Annotated in this window: 19 protein-coding genes and 1 pseudogene; 7 read left to right on the top strand and 13 right to left on the bottom strand. The window is 65.8% G+C overall.

Going from position 1 to position 19,150, the window contains the following annotated elements; all coding sequences use genetic code 11:
- Positions 1–5: 5 nt before the first annotated feature.
- Together VEI45_RS25420 and VEI45_RS25415 are read right to left on the bottom strand one after the other, a co-directional pair.
- Positions 6–671 (bottom strand): SRPBCC family protein, encoded by a 666-nt coding sequence (locus VEI45_RS25420; RefSeq protein WP_324857446.1) that lies wholly within the window; start codon positions 669–671, stop codon positions 6–8.
- Positions 652–2,403 carry a thiamine pyrophosphate-binding protein gene (locus tag VEI45_RS25415; RefSeq protein ID WP_324857444.1) on the bottom strand — a complete coding sequence of 584 codons (1,752 nt, stop codon included), beginning with the start codon at positions 2,401–2,403 and terminating at the stop codon, positions 652–654. The genes VEI45_RS25420 and VEI45_RS25415 overlap by 20 nt, the downstream gene beginning before the upstream one ends.
- Positions 2,404–2,515: 112 nt before the next feature.
- On the opposite strand from VEI45_RS25415, the gene VEI45_RS25410 reads away from it, so the two are divergent.
- Positions 2,516–3,703 carry an NAD(P)/FAD-dependent oxidoreductase gene (locus VEI45_RS25410; RefSeq protein ID WP_324857442.1) on the top strand — a complete coding sequence of 396 codons (1,188 nt, stop codon included), beginning with the start codon at positions 2,516–2,518 and terminating at the stop codon, positions 3,701–3,703.
- 10 nt (positions 3,704–3,713) lie between these two features.
- Positions 3,714–5,054 (top strand): FAD-binding oxidoreductase, encoded by a 1,341-nt coding sequence (locus VEI45_RS25405; RefSeq protein WP_324857440.1) that lies wholly within the window; start codon positions 3,714–3,716, stop codon positions 5,052–5,054.
- 45 nt (positions 5,055–5,099) lie between these two features.
- Here VEI45_RS25405 and VEI45_RS25400 read toward each other — a convergent pair whose 3' ends face one another.
- The 8 genes and pseudogenes from VEI45_RS25400 to secY form a co-directional block, all read right to left on the bottom strand.
- Positions 5,100–5,837, bottom strand: coding sequence for an anti-sigma factor family protein (locus VEI45_RS25400; RefSeq protein WP_324857438.1), 738 nt, complete (start codon positions 5,835–5,837; stop codon positions 5,100–5,102).
- Between the two features lie 94 nt (positions 5,838–5,931).
- Positions 5,932–6,465, bottom strand: a complete 534-nt coding sequence (locus tag VEI45_RS25395) for a sigma-70 family RNA polymerase sigma factor (protein WP_324857436.1) — start codon at positions 6,463–6,465, stop codon at positions 5,932–5,934.
- A gap of 77 nt (positions 6,466–6,542) precedes the next feature.
- Entirely contained in the window at positions 6,543–7,886 is a 1,344-nt protein-coding gene (locus tag VEI45_RS25390) for a carotenoid oxygenase family protein (protein WP_414687589.1), read from the bottom strand.
- Between the two features lie 228 nt (positions 7,887–8,114).
- Positions 8,115–8,168: pseudogene (locus VEI45_RS26550) on the bottom strand (hypothetical protein); the annotation flags it as partial.
- A gap of 80 nt (positions 8,169–8,248) precedes the next feature.
- The gene (locus tag VEI45_RS25385; RefSeq protein ID WP_324857479.1) at positions 8,249–8,773 is read right to left on the bottom strand and encodes a sigma-70 family RNA polymerase sigma factor; all 525 of its coding nucleotides are present in this window, start codon (positions 8,771–8,773) and stop codon (positions 8,249–8,251) included.
- A gap of 43 nt (positions 8,774–8,816) precedes the next feature.
- Positions 8,817–9,617 (bottom strand): type I methionyl aminopeptidase, encoded by an 801-nt coding sequence (gene map / locus VEI45_RS25380; protein WP_324857434.1) that lies wholly within the window; start codon positions 9,615–9,617, stop codon positions 8,817–8,819.
- A 2-nt stretch (positions 9,618–9,619) separates the two neighbouring features.
- Positions 9,620–10,165: an adenylate kinase gene (locus VEI45_RS25375; RefSeq protein WP_324857432.1), complete on the bottom strand. Its 546-nt coding sequence runs from the start codon at positions 10,163–10,165 to the stop codon at positions 9,620–9,622.
- Positions 10,162–11,487 (bottom strand): preprotein translocase subunit SecY, encoded by a 1,326-nt coding sequence (secY, locus tag VEI45_RS25370; RefSeq protein ID WP_324857430.1) that lies wholly within the window; start codon positions 11,485–11,487, stop codon positions 10,162–10,164. Before secY ends, VEI45_RS25375 begins: the two co-directional genes overlap by 4 nt.
- Positions 11,488–11,884: 397 nt before the next feature.
- On the opposite strand from secY, the gene VEI45_RS25365 reads away from it, so the two are divergent.
- On the top strand, positions 11,885–12,817 hold the full coding sequence (locus tag VEI45_RS25365) for a class I SAM-dependent methyltransferase (RefSeq protein WP_324857428.1): 933 nt from the start codon (positions 11,885–11,887) through the stop codon (positions 12,815–12,817).
- Between the two features lie 2 nt (positions 12,818–12,819).
- A complete protein-coding gene (locus VEI45_RS25360) occupies positions 12,820–13,740 on the top strand; it encodes a class I SAM-dependent methyltransferase (RefSeq protein ID WP_324857426.1) in 921 nt (306 codons plus the stop codon).
- On the opposite strand, the gene VEI45_RS25355 is transcribed toward VEI45_RS25360, so the two are convergent.
- On the bottom strand, positions 13,732–15,069 hold the full coding sequence (locus tag VEI45_RS25355; RefSeq protein ID WP_324857424.1) for a xylulokinase: 1,338 nt from the start codon (positions 15,067–15,069) through the stop codon (positions 13,732–13,734). The two genes, VEI45_RS25360 and VEI45_RS25355, sit on opposite strands and share 9 nt — an antisense overlap.
- 21 nt (positions 15,070–15,090) lie before the next feature.
- Between VEI45_RS25355 and VEI45_RS25350 the strand changes: the two genes are divergently transcribed.
- Positions 15,091–16,071 carry an NAD(P)-dependent oxidoreductase gene (locus VEI45_RS25350; RefSeq protein WP_324857422.1) on the top strand — a complete coding sequence of 327 codons (981 nt, stop codon included), beginning with the start codon at positions 15,091–15,093 and terminating at the stop codon, positions 16,069–16,071.
- Positions 16,068–16,733: an L-fuculose-phosphate aldolase gene (locus VEI45_RS25345; protein WP_324857420.1), complete on the top strand. Its 666-nt coding sequence runs from the start codon at positions 16,068–16,070 to the stop codon at positions 16,731–16,733. The genes VEI45_RS25350 and VEI45_RS25345 overlap by 4 nt, the downstream gene beginning before the upstream one ends.
- A 37-nt stretch (positions 16,734–16,770) precedes the next feature.
- Here the strand turns inward: VEI45_RS25345 and VEI45_RS25340 are convergent, their stop codons facing one another.
- Positions 16,771–17,631 carry an SDR family oxidoreductase gene (locus VEI45_RS25340; RefSeq protein ID WP_324857418.1) on the bottom strand — a complete coding sequence of 287 codons (861 nt, stop codon included), beginning with the start codon at positions 17,629–17,631 and terminating at the stop codon, positions 16,771–16,773.
- Positions 17,632–17,702: 71 nt separating this feature from the next.
- Between VEI45_RS25340 and VEI45_RS25335 the strand changes: the two genes are divergently transcribed.
- The gene (locus tag VEI45_RS25335) at positions 17,703–18,326 is read left to right on the top strand and encodes a TetR/AcrR family transcriptional regulator (protein WP_324857416.1); all 624 of its coding nucleotides are present in this window, start codon (positions 17,703–17,705) and stop codon (positions 18,324–18,326) included.
- Here VEI45_RS25335 and VEI45_RS25330 read toward each other — a convergent pair.
- The coding region (locus VEI45_RS25330; RefSeq protein WP_324857414.1) for a zinc-binding dehydrogenase at positions 18,316–19,150 on the bottom strand (835 nt) is incomplete at its 5' end. The two genes, VEI45_RS25335 and VEI45_RS25330, sit on opposite strands and share 11 nt — an antisense overlap.

The raw sequence follows: 19,150 nt of genomic DNA, 5'->3' as shown, positions 1-19,150 counted from the left end.
AATCCTCATCTCATCCAGGCCGGCGTGACCGGCAGGCCGTTGCGGTGCCGGTATTCGGCGATCGTCTTGAGGTTGTGCAGCTCTATCCCATGGCCTGCACCGAACAAGTCCCAGAAGTCACCCACCCAGCCCGTGCGTTCGACCGGCGCTGCCTCGGGGTACGGGTTGTGGTCGTAGAACGGGTGACGGCAATTGGTCCACAGCACAACAGAACCGGGCTTGTCCAGCACCACCTGCGCGTCCAGCACCCGCATCAGGTAGATCATCCACAGGTGCGCGCCCTGGTCCCAGGCGCAGTGGTAGTCGACGGTACGCGCCTCGGCGTTGGAGACCGTGCGGGTGTAGATCTTGGTGTCCGGGAGCAACTTGTCGTATGCCAGCCACAGCCCAGGTTCCTCGGTAGGCGTGAAGCCGCGCAGGGTGTAGGTCCACTCCTCGAGGCTCCTGGTGTCCGACAGGTACTCGAACAGTTCGTCGGGTGGGCAGTCGACGTAGTCGTTGACCGTGCAGTACTGACCGAAAACCTCTTCGTGCGGGTACACCGACCGCATCTGCGAGAAGAACGTTCCGGCGGTCTGCTCCAGCGGCGTGGTCTCGATGCGGATCACTCCGTCGATTGGAACAGTGGTGCCGGTGTGGGTGACGATATCGTCAAGCGCTGGCAGCGACATTTATGTGGTCCTCCCGTGTATGTGGAATCTGTTGATTGACAGGCTTGTTGGTTACTGCCATATCGAGAAACGGTGCGAAGGGCGGGATTTCGTCGGCGGCACATTCGACGCTGACGACCGATGGGCCGTCGTTGTCCAGTGAGCCCCGTACCGCGGCCGCCAATCCGTCCGTGTCGGCGACGTCGACCGACGGCAGTCCGGGGAACATCGTGGCCAGGCCGGCTCCGAGCTGGCTGGGAGCGAATCGGTTATAGCTGTAGAGGTCGTCGTAGTAGAGCTGCTCGCGGGTCACGCACATGGCGTGGGCGTTGTTGTTGAGCAGAACGAAGGTCACCGGCAGCCGGTAATGCAACGCGGTGTGCACCTCCATGCCATGCATGAAGAACGCGCCGTCGCCCGCGATCACCACCACCCGCCGGCCCGGCGCTTGGGCTTTCGCGCGGGCGAACGCCATCCCGATGCCGGCGCCGAAGCTGTAGCCCATTCCGCCCATGCCCAGCGCGACCGCGAAGCGGCCCTTCCGCCGCACCGGCAGGTAGTGGATGGCCGCCGCGCCGGTGTTACCGGCGTCAACGACGATGTCGACCTCGTCCGGCAGGACCTGGTCGAGCTCGGCCATGGCGTCGCGGTAGCGCACACCATGGCCGTCGAAGGGCGGCGGGGTCAGCTCGGTACGAGCCACCGCGTCGGGTACCCGAAGCCCGGTGGGCCGTCCGGCGCCGGAAAGTGCGCGGGTCAGCATCTGCAACGACGCACGCAGGTCGTCGGTGTGGACGTGAGTGCAGGGAAGATACGGCGGCGCCGACCCGATGGACACGGTGCACACCGCCGCCAGGGCCTCGTCGAGACCGGCGCGCGCGGTCACCGATAGCCGGGTGCCCACCACCAGGCACAGCCCACTACCGGCCACCGCATCGGACACACCGGGGTGACCCATGACGCCGGTCACCCCGAGGGCCGACGACGAACCCAAGCCCGGGGATCCGGCAGCGTCCTTGGCGTCCGGCACACACGCCACCCGGGCGCGCAGCACCGCACGCAGCGCCGAAAGCTCCGCCCGCGCGTCATCGCGGGCCACCTGCTCACCGGCGATGATCGTCACCGGTCCGGTCGCGCGCCGTATTGCGCGCACGATGGGATGCGGATCACCGACTGATCGCGGTCGCTCGACGTCCGCCGGGCGTCCACTGCGAGGACTGACATGCACCACGGACTGTTGAATGTCTTTGGGCAGCAACAGCACTGCCGGACCGCCGGCACGCGCGGCGGCAATGGCAGCCGGCAGCGCCGAGACGATGTCCTCGGGGGTAAGGATCCGGCGGCAGAAGACCGACGCCTGCGAGAACAATGCCTCGGCGTTCAGCGAACCGTTGCGGCCGCTGGTGTCCTGAAAGCTGCCGCGACCATCCATTGATGTCGCCGGCTGGCCGACCAGCGCCAGCACCGGCACCCGGCTGGTGAACGATTCACCCAGGCCAGGAAGCAGATTCAGCGCTCCCCCACCCGACGTCGCGGCCACCACGCCCAGGCCGACTCCGCTGCGGCTGTAACCGTCAGCCATCGTCGCTGCGGAGAACTCGTGCTTAGCCAGCACCGCGGTGATGTCCGAGCGGAAATATGCGGCGTCGTAGAGATCTTCGATGTTGGCCCCGTCGACCCCGAAGATGTACTCGACTCCGATTCCGGCGAGGTGTCCGACGATGTGGTCGACCACCCGGTGTCTGCTCGGCATACCAAGTACACGACTCGCGGGCGGCTCGGGTTCACGCCCGGTCGCGATGAACCGCATAGCGGTGGCAACCGTGTTACGGGGCGGGACCCGTGGATAAGGAGCCGTGTCGCCTGTGTTCAGTGACCGCCAGAGCAGACCTGACGTCGTCGTCATTGGAGCCGGGCCGTCCGGCCTCGCTGTCGCACGCGAGCTCCGGCATCGTCATCGGATTTCGGCTCTCGTTGTCGACAAGGCCGCAGCACCTGCGGTTTCGTGGCGGAATCGCTACGACAACTTCCGCCTGAACACCAACGGGTTCTTGTCGCATCTTCCGGGTCAACGGATTCCTCTGACAGCCGGCCGTTGGCCGACCAAGGAAGACATGGTCCGCTACTTCGACCGCTACGTACGCCAGCAGGACATCGCGCTGCAGCTCGGATGCGAGGTAAAGCGCATCGATCGCGCGGCAGGCGGCTGGTTGGTTGACACCTCGTCGGGGGAGATCCGGACCGGTGCCGTGGTGCTGGCTACCGGCAAATACCACACGCCCGCTGTCCCGCCGTGGCCCGGCCTGAATCAGTACGCCGGCGAATTGGTGCACTCCGGCGACTTTCGCAACGCGTGGCCCTTCCGAGGCCGCGACGTTCTTGTTGTCGGCGCGGGCAATTCGGCCGCTGACATCGCGGTGCAGCTGTCCGACAACGGCGCGCGCAAGGTCTGGCTGGCGGTACGCACGCCGCCGCATCTGGTGCGCCGGGCCATCGGGCCGATTCCGTCTGACGTCTTCCTCGAGCTGTTCGCGCGGGTGCCCGCGCGCATCGTCGATCCGGTGATCGGGCGGCTGAATCGTCTGCTGTTCGGTGACCTTTCGGTGTACGGATTCCGCCGGCCCCCGCTCGGGCTGAAGGCGACGGTGGAGCAGCGTGGCCGCATTCCCACCCTGGCCGATGAGCTGGTTGACGCCGTGCGGGCCGGCCGCGTCGAGGTGGTCGCGGCGGTGGCCGCGGTCGACTCCGGCCGGGTGATCCTCGGCGACGGCACGGCCGTCACGCCTGAGGTGATCATCGCCGCAACCGGATTCGACACCGACCTCGACGGTCTCGTCGGCCACCTCGGCGTCCTTGACGAGCACGGCGACCCGCACGGCGGTTTCGCCTCGCATCTCGGCGACGGGATGTTCGCGATCGGTTACGGCATTCCGCCCAACGGTCCGCTGCGGGCGATCCGGCTGGCCGCAACGCCGTTGGCCGGTCAGGTCTCGGCGTATCTGGCGGCCAGGTCGTGCGCCACAGACCGGGTTGAGCGTTCAGCGGCGGTATAAGGGGACAACGATGACACTGCTCCGCGAAAAGCGGTTCTTCTACCGCGGCACGGACGGATATGAAGCAGCCCGCCGCGATTCGGTGTGGAATAGCATTCTGCCGGAACGCTTTCCAGCCGTGATCATGCAGGCGCGGGATGCCGGCGACGTCGCCGCGGCGCTACGTCACGCCCGGGCGCAGGGCTATCGCGTCGGCGTCCGGTCGGGCGGGCACAGCTGGAACGCCAGCCATCTGCGCGACGGCGGCATGCTGCTCGACGTCAGCCGCCTCGATCACTGCCACGTCGACACCGAGCGAATGATCGCGCACGTCGGGCCCGGCAAAGTCGCCAGCGTCTTTGCCACCGAACTCGATTCACAAGGCTTGTTCTTCCCCGCCGGCCATTGCGAAGGCATTCGCCTCGGCGGCTATCTGCTGCAGGGCGGATACGGCTGGAACAGCAAGATCGTCGGACCAGCGTGTGAAAGCGTGCTTGGACTGGAAGTCGTCACAGCCGATGGCGAAAAGATCTACTGCGATCCCGAGAATCACCCCGATCTGTACTGGGCCGCTCGCGGTTCGGGACCGGGTTTCTTCGGTGTGGTCACCTCGTTCACCTTGCGGATCTACCCACGCTCGCGGGTCCTGGGCACGTGTCTGTACATGTACCCGATCGACGTCGCCGACGAGGTGTTCACGTGGGGACGCTCGATTGCCGGCGAAATCGACGACCGGGTCGAACTGCAAATCCTGACCTCGCGCGGCGCTCCGGAAACCGGGTCCGACGAGCCCAGCATCGCCATCGCCTCGCCGGTCTTCGCCGACAGTGAAGAAGAGGCCACGAAAGCGCTTGCGGCCCTGGGCAGCTGCCCGGTAATCGACCGCGCGACCGTCGCCCTTCCGTTCATGCCGACGACCTTGGCCAACTGGTATACGGCGGTAATGACCAAATACCCCGAAAACCACCGATACAGCGTTGACAACATGTTCACGTCGGCCCCAGCCGAAGAGCTGCTGCCGGGAATCCGCAAGATCATCGAGACGATGCCACCGCACCCGTCGCACTTCATTTTCACCGGCTGGAAAACGTCCCCGGACCGCACGGACATGGTCTACGGCGTGGAGGACGAGATCTACATGGCGCTCTACACCGCCTGGCACGATCCGGCCGATGATGAACGCTATTCCGACTGGGCTCCATCGAATATGGCGGCGATGTCGCATCTGGCGACCGGCATCTCGCTCGCCGACGAGAACCTGGCCCGACGGGCGGCGACGTTCATCACCGATCCCAACATGGCGCGGTTGGATCAGCTGCGCGCAGCCTACGACCCGGATGGCATGTTCCACACCTGGATGGCCAGCAGCTAGCCTGCACAGGTCGAATCTTGTTGTCTAGCTGATACTTACAGCGACTTACAGAGAGCGCTCGAGCAGCACCTTGCCGTTGTCGGCGGAAACCACTTGCACCGATGCGATCTGGTTGACCGGCGTCGAGATGCTGCCGGCGGGCGAGGCGGTGTGGCCCGGGTCGGCTACCCAGGTCGCCAGCTGGGTGTGGGTGCCATCGCGGTTCACCACCACCATCGCCAGCTTGTCGTGGTGGGCGTACACCGGTGCCAGGCAGACGCACCGCAGATCGATGACGGTGCCCCAATTCTGGCTGCTGAGCGAGACCGTGGAGGCCAGCGCCTTGGTGCCGACTTGGGCCATCGGCAGTGCCGACACGCTGGCCTGCGGCGGCACAGACGTCGGGGAATGGTTCGCAACGCCGACGAACACACCGATCGCCAGCACAGCGGCCGCGGCGGCCGAAGCTGACCAGGTCACCAGGCGCGAGCGGCGCCGCCGCCGGCGGGCTGCGAACAGCAACGACGGCAGCAGGTCCGCAGCCATCGGAGGCTCGGCGGTTTGGTCGTTCATCGCCGCCACCGTCTCGCTGTCCAGCTTCGACAGCAGAGCGGGCACGCCGCTGAGCTCAGCAACTGCCTGTGTGCAGGACGGGCACACGCTCAGGTGCGCCTCGAACTCGCGTCGATCGGCTGGCGACAGCGATCCGAGTACGTAGGCCGCGTCCCACGTCGCGTACTCGTGGCTGTCGCCCGCGGGCAATTCGCTCTCGCCCGGCGGACCGAAGCCTCGGATAACCTTCATCGCTTGCTCCCATATGGCGTCGTCATCAAGTATTCGGAACCGACGGCGGCGCGGATGGGCTGATCCACGGCCGTCCAGATGATCCGTTGCGTCTTCATCGGGTCACCCCCATCTCTTGCAGAGTGAGGCGCAATGCCCGCACGGCATAGTGTAGCCGCGATTTCACGGTTCCTTCGGCGATATCAAGATCAGCCGCTATCTGGGCGGTGCTCCAACCCCGGTAGTAGGATCGCTCGACAACGGCTCGATGTTCGGGCGACATTTGGGCCATCGCATCGGCGATCAGCAGCCGGTCCAGAGCAGAGTCCACTTCGTCGGGTGCCGACTGCTCGGGTACGCCTGAGTCATCCAGCGAACCAACGACATTGCGGAACCGTGGGCTGCGTCGCTCATCGATGATCATGTTGCGGGCAACGGTGAACAACCACGCGCGCGCCGAACGTTCGGTGTCGCCGATGACCTCTGGATGCTGCCATGCCCGCAACAGCGTCTCCTGGACCACATCTTCGGCCCGGGCCGCGTCGCCGGTCAACCGCAGCGCATAACGCCATAAGGGCCCGGCGTGCTCGTCGTAGAGCGCCTTCATCAGAGCCTCTTCGGCGTTTGCTGCGCTGGTGGTGCGACTCACTGGATCACCTCCTGACATGTGATACGAGTTAGCCGCCCTTCCAGTTCATCAAGGCTACAGTCCCATGGGCTTGACATTCAGGCCGAAATCCAGTTTCCGTGGAATCCGTGCGGTACCCGTCGCGGCAGCCGGATGCGAGCCACCGGCTCACCCTCGAAGTCCGAAGCGTCGATGACGACCAGGTCACTGCCGTCGGTCACCGGGTCGTAGACGTACGTCAAATACCAGCCGGCAAGCTCGTCGGACTCCCCGGCGGCCGGCACGAACACCGCCTCGCCCGGCGCACCCGGCGCTCCATGGCCGCCGCGTCCTCCGAACCGATGCTCGGACGCGGTATCACGCTGCAGGTCGTAGCGGACCAGGGTGTCGCTGCCGACGGCCACGGAGTAACGGGCGGCCACACCGGCGAGCCGGTCGTCGACGCGCGGGAACTCCACGACGCGGTCGTCGAGTTGGCTCTCCTGCACCATCCCGGTGTCCAGATCGATCGTCCACCGCCACAGCGCGGCGTCGGTCCCGAACTCGCTGCTGTCGCGCCACATTTCGGGGTAGCGGATGACTTCCAGCACTATGGAATTCGCCTTGTCATAGGCGTTGGCGATATGGAAGACGAAGCAAGGGTCGATGTCGAACCAGCGCAACTGACCATAGGGATCGTCACGGCGCAGCACCCCCAGGCGAGCACCGTAGCGGTCGTGCCACCGGTACGGTAAATCGTTTTCGTTTTGTTGCGTGAGCGCGAGGCTCGGGTTGAACAGCAGCGGCAGGTCCATGAACACCACATGCTCTGCGGTCAGCGCGAAGTCGTGCATCAATGTCAGCGCGGGCACGTCGATGGGACGATTGATTGTCAACTGCCCGTTGGCGTCCGCGCGGTGGTAGACCACATGGGGTTCGAGGATGTTGCCGGACCCGAAGAAATGCAATTCGCCGGTAGCCGGGCAGATTTTCGGGTGCGCGGTCATCGAGTTCATCAACTTGCCGCCGAAGTCGTAGACGCCCAGGGTCTTCAGGTCGTTGCTGATTTCGTAGGGCAGCGAAAATTCCATCAGCGCAAGGGTTTTGCCAGCGTGCCGTACGACGTGGGTATTGGCGATGCTGGAGTGCAGGTTCCGGGTGCGGTCGTCGTTGTAGACCGGGAACGGATGCTCGAAGCTTTCGGTGCGCACCCAGCGGTTGCGGTACCACGCGGCGCGGCCGTTCTCCAACCGAATTCCGTGCACCATGCCGTCACCGACACACCAGTGTCCCGCGCCCGCGCGCGGGTTTGGGCCGTTGCGCAGGTACCAGCCGTTCAGTTCGGCGGGGATGCTGCCTTGGACCGGTAGATCGAAGGCGGTCAGCTCGTCGTGCACGGGCGCATAGTTGCCGGTGCGAAAGATCGGGAAGACCGTCTGCGCATCGACCGCCGCCGCCGGCATCAGCGACGGTTGGGGTTCGGAGCGGTCTGACGCACCGGCCGACCGCTGGTCCGCCTTGGCCAGCAGCGACGTCATCAGGTCAGGGCATGGCGGCGCGGCGGCCGACACATCGGCGCCGTCCGGCGCCACCACGTGGTCGTAGTCGAGCATCGAGAGCAGCGGCGAGATGGCGGTCAGCTCAGCGACGGCCCCGCGACACGACGTGCAGCCTTGCAGGTGCGCCTCGAATTCACGCCGGTCGGCGTCCGATAGGGCGCCCAACACATACGCCGCGTCCCACATCGCGTGGTCGTGCGCACCGCCCCGCATGTCGGGGGTGTCGGGCTCACTGTCGCGGGGCGTCGTGCGGTCCCGATAGTCGGTCATCGTGTCACCCCCATCTCCAACAAAGCCCGGCGCAGTCCTCGCAGCGCGTAATGCAGCCGCGACTTCACCGTGCCCTCGGCAATCCCGAGGTCGGCGGCGATCTGGGCTGTGGTCCAACCCAGGTAGTACGAGCGGCCGACCACCGCGCGGTGTTCGGCGGACAGTTGCGCCATCGCGTCGCCGATCAACGCCCGGTTCAACGTCCCCGTCTGCTCGTCGGGGCCAGCCGGTTCCGGCGGACCAGCCCCGTCCGACGACATCACCTCGTTGCGGAACCTGGCGCTGCGCCGGTCGTCGATGACCATGTTCCTGGCAACGGTGAAAAGCCAAGCGCGTGGAGACTGCCCGTTGTTGAGGACGTGCGGATGCTGCCAAGCCCGAAGCAAGGTCTCCTGCACCACGTCCTCGGCATGGGCAGAATCACCGGTCAACCACCACGCATAGCGCCACAAAGCAGCGGCGTGTTGGTCCCACAGCCGCTGAATAGTGTTCGCATCTGCGCCGGTGCCCGGGATGTCCATCACCAGCCTCTCGGTGATGACACGGTTCAGGTGTCCGTTTGGTTCACCCGAGGGTCAGAATGCGCGGCCCGTCGTCGGTGGCCGCGACGGTGTGTTCCCAGTGTGCAGCGCGCGAACCGTCGGCGGTAGTGACTGTCCACTGGTCGTCCAGCACCACTGTCTTGCGTGTTCCCAGCGTCAGCATCGGCTCGATGGCCAGCACCGATCGGTGAGCCAGCAGCGGCCCGCGTCCGGGAGCTCCCTCGTTGGGCAGAAACGGATCCATGTGCATCTGCCTGCCGATGCCGTGTCCGCCGTAGCCCTCGACGATGCCGAACGCCCGCCCGTAGCGGGCCTCGGCCGCATGGGTGGCGGTTTCGATCGCATGCGACACGTCGGTCAAGCGATTGCCGGGAACCATCGCGGCGATCCCGGCCTCCATCGACTCTTTGGTCGCCTGCGACAGCACTTCGTCGGCGGGGATGAGTGGTCCGACACCGAACGTGATCGCGGCGTCACCGTGCCAGCCGTCCAGGATTGCGCCACAGTCGACCGACACCAGGTCACCGGAGACGAGTGTCTCGCCGGCGGACGGGATGCCATGCACGACGTGGTCGTTGACCGACGCGCAGATGGACGCCGGATAGCCGTGGTAGCCGAGGAACGACGGCGTCGCGCCGGCGTCGCGGATCACCGATTCGGCAATCTCGTCGAGGTTTCGCGTCGACGCCCCCGGGACTGCGGCCATACGCACCGCCGCCAATGCGGCGGCGACCACAGCACCCGCAGCGGCCATCGCGTCGAGTTCGCCGACGCTGCGCTGCGGCACGACCTTGCGACTGCGCAGCCCGCCCAGGGCGATCACCGTTATGTGCCCAGGGCCTGTAGCGCGCGGGCGAATACTTCGTCGACCGTGCCGACCGCATCGACGGTCTTCAGCTCGCTGTTGTAGTACTCCAGCAGCGGCGCGGTCTCGTCGCGGTAGACGTTCATCCGATTGCGGATGACGTCGTCGGTATCGTCGGCGCGGCCGCGCGCCTTGAGCCGCTCGAACAACGTATCTTCGGGTACGCGAAACTCCAGCACCGCGTCGAGCTGGATTCCCCGGCGCTCGAGCATGTCATGCAGTGCTTGGGCCTGCGGCACCGAGCGGGGGTAACCGTCCAGGATGAAACCTTCGCCGACATCCGGATCCTTCAGCCGGTCGTCGACGAGTTCGTTGGTCAGCTCAGACGGCACCAGATCGCCGGCATCCAGGTAGCGCTTGGCTTCCAGACCGAGCTTGGTGCCGGTGCTGATGTTGTGCCGGAAAAGCTCGCCGGTGGACAGGTGCGGTATTTCGAGGTTCTCGGCCAGCTTCTCGGCCTGCGTGCCCTTACCCGCTCCGGGCGGACCAAGCAACACAACTCTCACTTGAGGAACCCTTCGTAGTTGCGCTGCATCAACTGACTTTCGATCTGTTTCACCGTATCCAAGCCGACGCCGATCGCGATCAGCACCGCGGTGCCACCGAACGGCAGGTTCTGCGCCGTTCCGGTGTTGCCGATCTTGAGGAAGAGGTTCGGCAGCACCGCAATGAGACCGAGGTAGATCGAACCCGGCAGGGTAATCCTGCTCAGCACATAACGCAGGTAGTCGGCGGTCGGCTTGCCCGGTCGGATGCCGGGGATGAAGCCACCGAATTTCTTCATCTCGTCGGCACGTTCGTCGGGGTTGAACGTGATCGACACGTAGAAGTACGTGAAGAAGATGATCAGTCCGAAATAGATGCTGACATAAACCGGGCTGGCGGGGTTGGACAGGTAATTGGCGACGAATTTGTCCCACCAGGTATTGCCCATACCGCCGCTTCCGCTGCGGATCAGCTGGGTGATCAGATGCGGAATGTAGATCAGCGACGATGCGAAAATGACCGGGATAACACCCGCCTGGTTGACCTTGAGCGGCAGATACGTCGAGGTGCCGCCGTACATCCGCCGGCCCACCATGCGCTTGGCGTACTGCACCGGGATGCGGCGCTGGCCCTGCTCGACGAACACCACGCCGACGACGATGATCAGTGCTGCCACGCAGACCGCGGTGAACATCACCCCGCCGCGGCTGTCCAGGATGGCCTTGCCCTGGCTGGGGATGCGGGCTGCGATGCCGGCGAAAATCAACAGCGACATACCGTTGCCGATGCCGCGCTCGGTGATCAACTCGCCCATCCACATCACCAGCCCCGCGCCCGCGGTCATCACAAACACGATGACGACCAGCGTGAAGACGCTCTGGTTGGCGATGATGTCCAGGTTGCAGCCCTGCAGCAGCCCTCCGTTGGCAGCCAGCGCCACGATGCTGGTGGCCTGCAGGATGGCCAGCGCGATCGCCAGATAACGCGTGTACTGCGTCATCTTGGCCTGACCGGATTGGCCTTCTTTCCGCAGCTCTTCAAACCTTGGGATGACCACGGTGAGCAGCTGCACAATGATGCTCGCGGTGATGTAGGGCATCACCCCGACCGCGAACACGGTCAGCTGCAGCAGCGCACCGCCGGAAAACAGGTTGATCAGCGAGTAGATCTGGGCCGCTTCGCCGCCACTGACCTGCGCGATGCACTTCTGCACGTTCGGGTAGTTGACGCCGGGTGACGGCAGTGACGCGCCCACGCGGTAGAGCACGACGATGCCCAGCGTGAACAGGATCTTCCGTCTCAGGTCGACTGTTCGCAGCGATGAGATGAAAGCCGAAAGCACTCTTCCTCCTGCGCAGCCGGTCTCTGGTCGCGGCATGCCAACGGGGCTGGTGTGACCAGCGTCGGATGGTCCTGCGTCACGCGCCAAGCACTCGCAGGCCAGGAGGTGTCCAGCGCGCGTCAGACAGTCTACGAGACTAACAGCGGTAGTCGCGCTCCCCCGCAAACGGGTGGTCCCGCACACAGCAACGAGGCGTACAGTTTCAGTGGCTCTTTACCTTGGCTAAGTATCAAGTCGGCGGTGGTTTTCGGTCGAAGGGGTGGGTATGACGCGCATGGGCACAGATGAGTGGGGCGCGGTCTGGGGGCGACACCTGGAATTTAACGGTGCCGACGAGAAACCGGAACCCGCTGATCAACGACCAATTTGCCGAACCCCAGCTGAAGGAGGCGTGATCATGGCGCGCAGCGACAGCGACACTTGGGACCTGGCGTCCAGCGTGGGCGCCACCGCGACGATGGTGGCCGTCGCCCGCGCGCTGGCCACTGAAGACACCGACCCGATCATCAACGACCCGTTCGCCGCCCCGCTGGTGCGGGCGGTGGGGATCGATTTCTTCACCCGCGCGGTCGACGGCGAGATCAGCCCGACTGACGTGGGTGAAACCGGCAATGTGGAATTGCAAACGGAGACCGACTCACTGGCGGTGCGCACCCGGTTTTTCGATGACTTCTTCACCAGCGCGGCCGCGGCGGGCATCGGTCAGGCCGTGATTCTGGCTGCCGGCCTGGACGCCAGGGCGTACCGGCTAGCCTGGCCCCCCGGCACCGTCGTTTACGAAGTCGACCAGCCCAAGGTCATCAAGTTCAAAACCGACACCATGGCACAACTGGGCGCCGAGCCGACGGCCGAGCGCCGCACGGTCAGCATCGACCTGCGTGAAGACTGGCCGACTGCGTTGCGCGGCAGCGGTTTTGACGATACCAAACCGGCAGCCTGGAGCGCCGAAGGGCTGTTGATGTACCTGCCGCCCGAGGCGCAGGACCGGCTGTTCGACCACATCACCGCGCTCAGCGCCCCGGGCAGCCAACTGGCCACCGAATACCACCCGGATGGCGGTCCGACGATGGCGGAACGCGGCAACGCGATGAACGCTCGGTGGGCCGATCTGGGCTGTGACGTCGATTTGTCGGAGCTGTTCTACGAGGGCGAGCGGCACAACGTCGCGGAGTATCTCAGCGATCGGGGTTGGCAGGTGGCCGCCCGCCCACGACGGGAGCTCTTCGCTGACTACGGTCGCGCCTTCCCCACCGACGAAGAACTGGCGGCGTTCCGCAACATCGTCTCCGTCATCGCAACCCGCGACCGGCTCGCAAAAAAGGACGCGTAACCATGGCCGCGGGCGACACCAAACGACATGACGGCGACAGTTGGGATCTGGCGTCCAGCGTGGGCGCCACCGCCACGGCGGTGGCCGCCCGGCGCGCGATGGCGGCAAAGGGACCGAATCCGCTGATCGACGATCCCTTCGCCGAGCCGCTGGTGAACGCGGTCGGAGTCGACGCCTTCATCAGGATGATGAACGGCGAAATCGAGCTGGTGGAAGACGACCCCGCATTCACCCCGCGGCGGCTGGCCGAGGGAATGGCGGTGCGCACCCGATTCTTCGACAGCTTCTTCGCCGACGCCACGGCGTCGGGTGTGCGTCAGGCCGTCATCCTGGCCGCCGGGCTCGACACGCGCGCGTACCGGCTGCCGTGGCCGCCGAACACCGTGATCTATGAAATCGACCAGCCCCGGGTCATTGAATTCAAGACCCGCACGCTGGCCGATCTGGGCGCGGCTCCGTCCGCCGACCGCAGGGCGGTGGCCGTCGACCTGCGCGATGACTGGCCGCAAGCCTTGCAGGACAACGGATTTGATTCGGGGCGCCGGACAGCCTGGATCGCCGAGGGGCTGCTGGGCTATCTGCCGCCGGAAGCTCAAGACCGGTTGTTCGACAACATCACCGCGCTCAGTTTCTGCGGAAGCCGACTGGGTACTGGCTACGTCCCGGATATCCACGGCCGCATCGCTAAACGGGGCAAAGAGATCAGCGAGCGTTGGCGCCGACTCGGATTGGACCTCAACTGGGCCGATTTGGTCTACGACGGCGAGCGTAACGACGCCGTCGAGTACCTGACCGAACGCGGCTGGCAGACGACGATCCATACCACACCAGAGCTGTACGCCGACAACGGTTTTGACTTCCCTGAAGGTCCGACCATGGTCGCGTTCGGCGACATCCGATACGTGTCGGCGGCGCTACCGTAACGAGGGCTGCCCGGCCAGCTCGAGAAACCGTCCGTAGCGGTCCTCCATCGGGTCGGTCCACGCGGGATCTGGTTGGACGACGCGCTCGATAGCGGCCCATCGGGCCGCGTCGGTGATTGCCGACTCCCGACCGACCGCCATCCGGCTGAGGAAAGCCGCACCCAGCGCCGCGCCCTCGGCCACTCCCGACACCTCCACCGGTCGACCGGTGGCATCGGCGATGGCCCGCAGCCACGGCTCGACTCGAGTACCGCCACCTGCGGCCACAACCCGCGATACCTTCGCCCCGCTCAGCTCGATGAGCTGACGAACGACGAAGCCCGACGCCTCGTAGGCGGCCCGGCGCAGCGTTGCCGCATCGTGGGTGAGATCCAGCCCGTCGAGGATCCCGCGACGGTCCGGGTCGTGGAAGGGCGCGCGTTCGCCGCGTAGGTACGGCGACCACACCGGCACTCGCCGCGGATCCACCGCCGCCGGGTCGCCCGGTCCCAGGACACGATCGACCCAGCCGAGAAACAGCCCGCCGGCGTTGCTCGCTCCGCCGATCTGACTTTTTCCGGTCATGTGCGGGATAGTCCACAGGCCCGGCACTTGCCGCGCCTCTGGGATGGTGACCCAGACGATCAAGGTGGTGCCGCACAGCACCAGCACGTCGCCGTCGTCGTCTGCGCCGGCCACCATCTGCTCGCACAGGGCGTCGATGGCGCCTACCGCCAGCACGGCGCCGGCACCGGGCAGTTGCCCGGCAGTAACGCCCGGTGCTTCGACGCGGGGCATCCGGTCGACCGTCACACCGCGTTCCGCGCAGGCTTCGACATTCCAGCCGCTGCCGTCGAAAAGCGGAACGGCGGTGAAGGCCGTGGGGAAGTCGATGACCGCCTCGCCGGCCAGCGCGTAATTGGCCACCGCCGGCGCCGGCCAGTAGCCGGCCGCATCGGGCGCTTGGGTGGCCGTCCAGCGCAGAAATTCAGCGGCCTCGCCCACCGGGAATGGGCCCGCGCCGTCTGCGCCGGCGACCCGGCCCCGACTATCCCCGTACAGCAGCCCCGGCGTGATCGGATGGCCGCCGGAATCGACCGCGGTCATCGACGGCACCATCGCGGAGACGGCCACCGCCAGCGCATCTGGCCGCGCCAGTTGCTCCAGTGCTGCCAGCGGACCCAGTCGCCACGCCTCGTCGGCGTTGTGCTCCAGCCGATCCGGCGTCGGCACCCGCAGCTCATGCGGGATTCGTGCCCGCGCGACCACCCGACCATCCTCGTCGGCGGCCACCGCTTTGACAGCGGTAGTGCCGATGTCGATGCCGATTGTGACCTCTTCGCGTGACACGGGCGTCACCGTACGCCAGCATTGGCAGTCGTGACGCGTGCTTTGGTGACGGCCCCGTTGCGTGGCGAGGGGTTCGAAAAGTTGCGGCGGCTGGCCGATGTGGTCTACGACCCGTGGATCGAACAGACCCCGCTGCGCATTTACACCGCCCAGCAGCTGGCCGATCGGATCTCCTCCGAAGCCGCCGATATCGTTGTCGTGGAGAGCGATTCGGTAAGCGGGCCGGTATTCGAATTGGGATTGCGGGCCATCGCCTCCACTCGCGGGGACCCCAACAACGTCGACGTCGCGGGTGCGACCGCGGCCGGGATTCCGGTGCTGAACACCCCGGGCCGCAACGCCGACGCGGTCGCCGAGATGACGCTCGCGCTGCTTTTCGCCGCCACCCGCCAGGTGCTGGGCGCCGACGCCGACGTGCGGGCCGGAGAGGTGTTCCGCGACGGCAGCATTCCCTATCAACGCTTCCGCGCGTGGGAAGTCGCCGGCCGAACAGCCGGGCTGATCGGCCTCGGCGCCGTTGGGCGGGCGGTGCAGTGGCGGATGGCCGGGCTCGGCATGCGCGTCATCGCCTATGACCCGTACAACGACGAGGCCCGACACAGCCTGGACGAACTACTCGCCGAGGCCGACATCGTCTCCCTGCACGCGCCGGTCACCGCTGACACCACCGGGCTGATCGGTGCCAAGCAATTCGCGGCCATGCGTGACGGCGCGGTCTTCCTCAACACCGCACGGGCTCAGCTGCACGACACCGACGCGCTCGTCGAGGCGCTGCGCAGCGGCAAGGTATCCGCCGCGGGCCTGGACCACTTCGTCGGGGAATGGCTGCCGACCGATCACCCGTTGGTGGCGATGCCCAATGTGGTGCTCACCCCCCACATTGGCGGCGCCACGTGGAACACTGAGGCGCGGCAGGCACAGATGGTGGCCGACGACCTGGAAGCGCTGCTGTCCGGCAAGACGCCCGCCCATATCGTCAACCCGGAGGTGCTCGGACCATGACATCCGTGAAATCCGTGGTCAACCCGGAGGCCGCGGTGCTGGCCGCGGCCAAGGACATGCTGCGCCGCGGGCTGGTCGAGGGAACGGCGGGCAATATCTCGGCCCGACGCGAGGATGGCAACCTCGTCATCACCCCCTCGTCGGTCGATTACTCCGACATGACGCTCGACGACTTGGTGCTGGTCGATCCGGACGGTGGTGTGCTGCACGCCGCCGAGGGCCGATCACCATCGACGGAGATGAAGTTGCACCTGGCCTGTTATCAGGCGTTCGACGACATCGGCAGCGTCATCCACAGTCATCCGGTGTGGGCCACCATGTTCGCGATCGCGCACCAGCCGATTCCCGCGTGCATCGACGAATTCGCCATCTACTGCGGCGGCGACATCCGCTGCGCCGATTACGCCGCGTCAGCCACGCCCGAGGTGGGCAGCAACGCGGTGAAGGCCCTGGAAGGGCGGGCCGCCGCGCTGATTGCCAACCACGGGCTGGTGGCGGTGGGGCCGCGGCCGGACAAAGTACTGCACGTCACCGCCCTGGTGGAGCGCACCGCGCAAATTGTCTGGGGGGCAAGAGCTCTCGGTGGTCCGGTCCCGATTCCCGACGAGGTCAACGCCGGCTTCGCCGGAATCTACGCGTATCTGCGCACCAACCCGATGTAGCGGCCTACCGCCCTTTGCGGCGTCGGAAGTTCGACCGTTACGTGGTAGCGACGTCCTCGCCCCCGGGGACGGCTCTAAGGCCACGGAAGAGTCTCATGCGATGAATGTTGATCCGATAAAACAGTCCCGGAAACCGACGATACAAGTGCCAGATGATCTGGACCGCGGCGGGAAACACGATCAGCGGCCGATTGCGACCCACGCCGCGCAGGATCGCACGTGCAGCGGCTTGGGCACTCATCTGGGGCATCAGATAGTGCGTCCGGCGACTTAAGGTCGCGACCTGCTCGCGTGGCATGTTGGCAACGACCATGTTGTCGTAGATTTTGGTTTTCATGTCTCCAGGACACGCTGCGCTGACTTTCACCCCAAGGTCTGCTCCCTCGGCCCGTAGCGAAAGCGAAAGTCCGACGATCCCGTGCTTGCTCGTGCAGTAAGCACTATTGCCCGGCTGGGGAATTAGCCCGCTGAGCGAGGAGATGTTGACGATGTGCCCATGGCCTTGACGCGCCATTGCCTGATAGGCGTGCACCGTCCCATACACGACGCCCAGCAGGTCGACATCGAGCACTCGACGCCACTGCTGCATCGAGAGGTCACGACAATCCCCGCCGATCGCGATGCCGGCGTTGTTGATCATGTAGTCGACGCGTCCATATTCGGCCACCGTGCGCTCGATCAGCTTCGCGACCTCGGCTTCGTCGGCCACGTCGACCCGCACGGCAACCGCCGCTGCACCGCTTTCTGCCAAGCGCCCCGCTACCTGACCTGCGGCGTCGCCGTCGATGTCGGCGATCACGACCGTCGCGCCGCGACGCCCCATCTCCGCACACAGCGCCTCGCCTAAACCCATTGCGCCGCCGGTGACGATCGCCACCGCGTTCTCGAACCGCCCCATGGGTGGTCCTCCTCCGATGATTTTTACATTAGCTATAACATTACATCAGATGTAAATAACGGGAGGAACGGGTGACGGCCAACGAGATGGGTCTGCGACAACGCAAACGCCAGCAGACCAGGCAGAAGTTGATCATCGCCGCGATGCGGCTTTTCGACAAGAACGGCTACGAGCAGACCACTGTGGCCGAAATCGCCTCCGCCGCAGGGGTTTCCACGAAGACGTTCTTCAACTACTTCGCGAGCAAGGATGAGGTCCTTTTTCCGCACTTATCCCGCCGGATCGATGCCGCGGTGGCCCTCATCGAGCAGCGCGGCCCCGATGATCCGATGGCCGAGGTCGTGGTGGCTGCTATGCAGCACATGCTGACCGACGCCCTCACTGAGGAGGTCGACGGTGGGCTGGCGGCGGTGCGGCTACCCATGATCATCTCCGTGCCAGCCGTCCAAGCAGCCACCCTGCACCGCTATTTTCTCGCTGAAAACCAACTCGCCCAAGCGCTCCACCGCGCCTACCCGGACACGCTTGACCCAGCGGCCGCTGCCGCCGTCATCGGCTCGGTTATGGGTGCAGCGATTGCCGCTGCACTCGTTTGCCTGCAAGAAGGCAATACCACCGAACGGCTACAAGTCGCAGTTGAAAATGCCGTGGGTATTGCAATCCATGGGGTGCGCAGCGTGTCGACTAGCGCGTAGCGCGCTGGTCGAAAGCGACCTTCACCGCGCCGCTTTCGCCTTGGTTGGCGATGGCCAGGAAGGCGTCCCGCCAGTGGTCGAGCCGGAACGTGTGAGTCAGCATGGGGCGCAGATCAATTCGGCCGTCGGCAGCCAGGTCGAGGTAGTGCGCAATCGCGTGCTTGCGCTGCCCGTCGACCTCCTCGACCCCGAACGCGTTGCTGCCGACCCAGCTGATTTCCTTGAAGTACAACGGACTCCACTCCCACCGGCCCGGCGCGTGCACGCCGGCCTTGACCAGCGTCCCCCGCGAGGTGAGCACCCGCACCCCGACTTCGAAGGTCTCCGGTTTCCCGACGGTGTCGTAGACGACGTCGACGGCACCGGGGTGCGCCATCGGCAAACCTTGCAATGGCTGCCACAGCCGGCCGCCACCCCAACCCACCAGCTCTTCGATGACGGCCAGCCGGGGCTCGTGCGCCATCACGATCGCGGCGCCGAACCGGCGGGCCAGCTGCGCCTGGGCGTCAAAACGGGCTACCACCGCGACCGCCACGTCCGGGTACAGGGCCCGCAGGATCGCCACCGCGCACAATCCCAGCGAGCCGGCGCCATAAACCAGGGCTCGGCCCGAAGGCGGCGGCGGGTGGCGCGTAATGGCGTGCAGCGACACCGAAAACGGGTCGGCGAACACAGCCAACTCGTCGGGCACCGAATCGGGCACCGCGAACAGCATGCTGTCGTGGGCCGGCATCAGCTCGGCGTAGCCACCGGTCACATCGGCCGACACCCCGGTGTGAATACCGGGTTTGATGTCGCCGTCGCAAAAGCTCCAACACAGGCTG

Source organism: Mycobacterium sp. (assembly GCF_035623875.1).
Taxonomy (GTDB): domain Bacteria; phylum Actinomycetota; class Actinomycetes; order Mycobacteriales; family Mycobacteriaceae; genus Mycobacterium.
Note: the sequence above shows the minus strand (reverse complement) of the source record. Positions and strands in the feature narration are given on the sequence as shown.

Coding starts and splice junctions, on each gene's coding strand:
- VEI45_RS25345 (WP_324857420.1), top strand. CDS start 16,068: ATGACATCCGTGAAATCCGTGGTCAACCCGGAGGCCGCGGTGCTGGCC.
- VEI45_RS25415 (WP_324857444.1), bottom strand. CDS start 2,403: ATGCCGAGCAGACACCGGGTGGTCGACCACATCGTCGGACACCTCGCC.
- VEI45_RS25390 (WP_414687589.1), bottom strand. CDS start 7,886: ATGCCGGCGGCGGCGGTCGATGCGCAGACGGTCTTCCCGATCTTTCGC.
- VEI45_RS25360 (WP_324857426.1), top strand. CDS start 12,820: ATGGCCGCGGGCGACACCAAACGACATGACGGCGACAGTTGGGATCTG.
- VEI45_RS25365 (WP_324857428.1), top strand. CDS start 11,885: ATGGCGCGCAGCGACAGCGACACTTGGGACCTGGCGTCCAGCGTGGGC.
- VEI45_RS25385 (WP_324857479.1), bottom strand. CDS start 8,773: ATGGACATCCCGGGCACCGGCGCAGATGCGAACACTATTCAGCGGCTG.
- VEI45_RS25405 (WP_324857440.1), top strand. CDS start 3,714: ATGACACTGCTCCGCGAAAAGCGGTTCTTCTACCGCGGCACGGACGGA.
- VEI45_RS25400 (WP_324857438.1), bottom strand. CDS start 5,837: ATGAAGGTTATCCGAGGCTTCGGTCCGCCGGGCGAGAGCGAATTGCCC.
- VEI45_RS25340 (WP_324857418.1), bottom strand. CDS start 17,631: ATGGGGCGGTTCGAGAACGCGGTGGCGATCGTCACCGGCGGCGCAATG.
- VEI45_RS25420 (WP_324857446.1), bottom strand. CDS start 671: ATGTCGCTGCCAGCGCTTGACGATATCGTCACCCACACCGGCACCACT.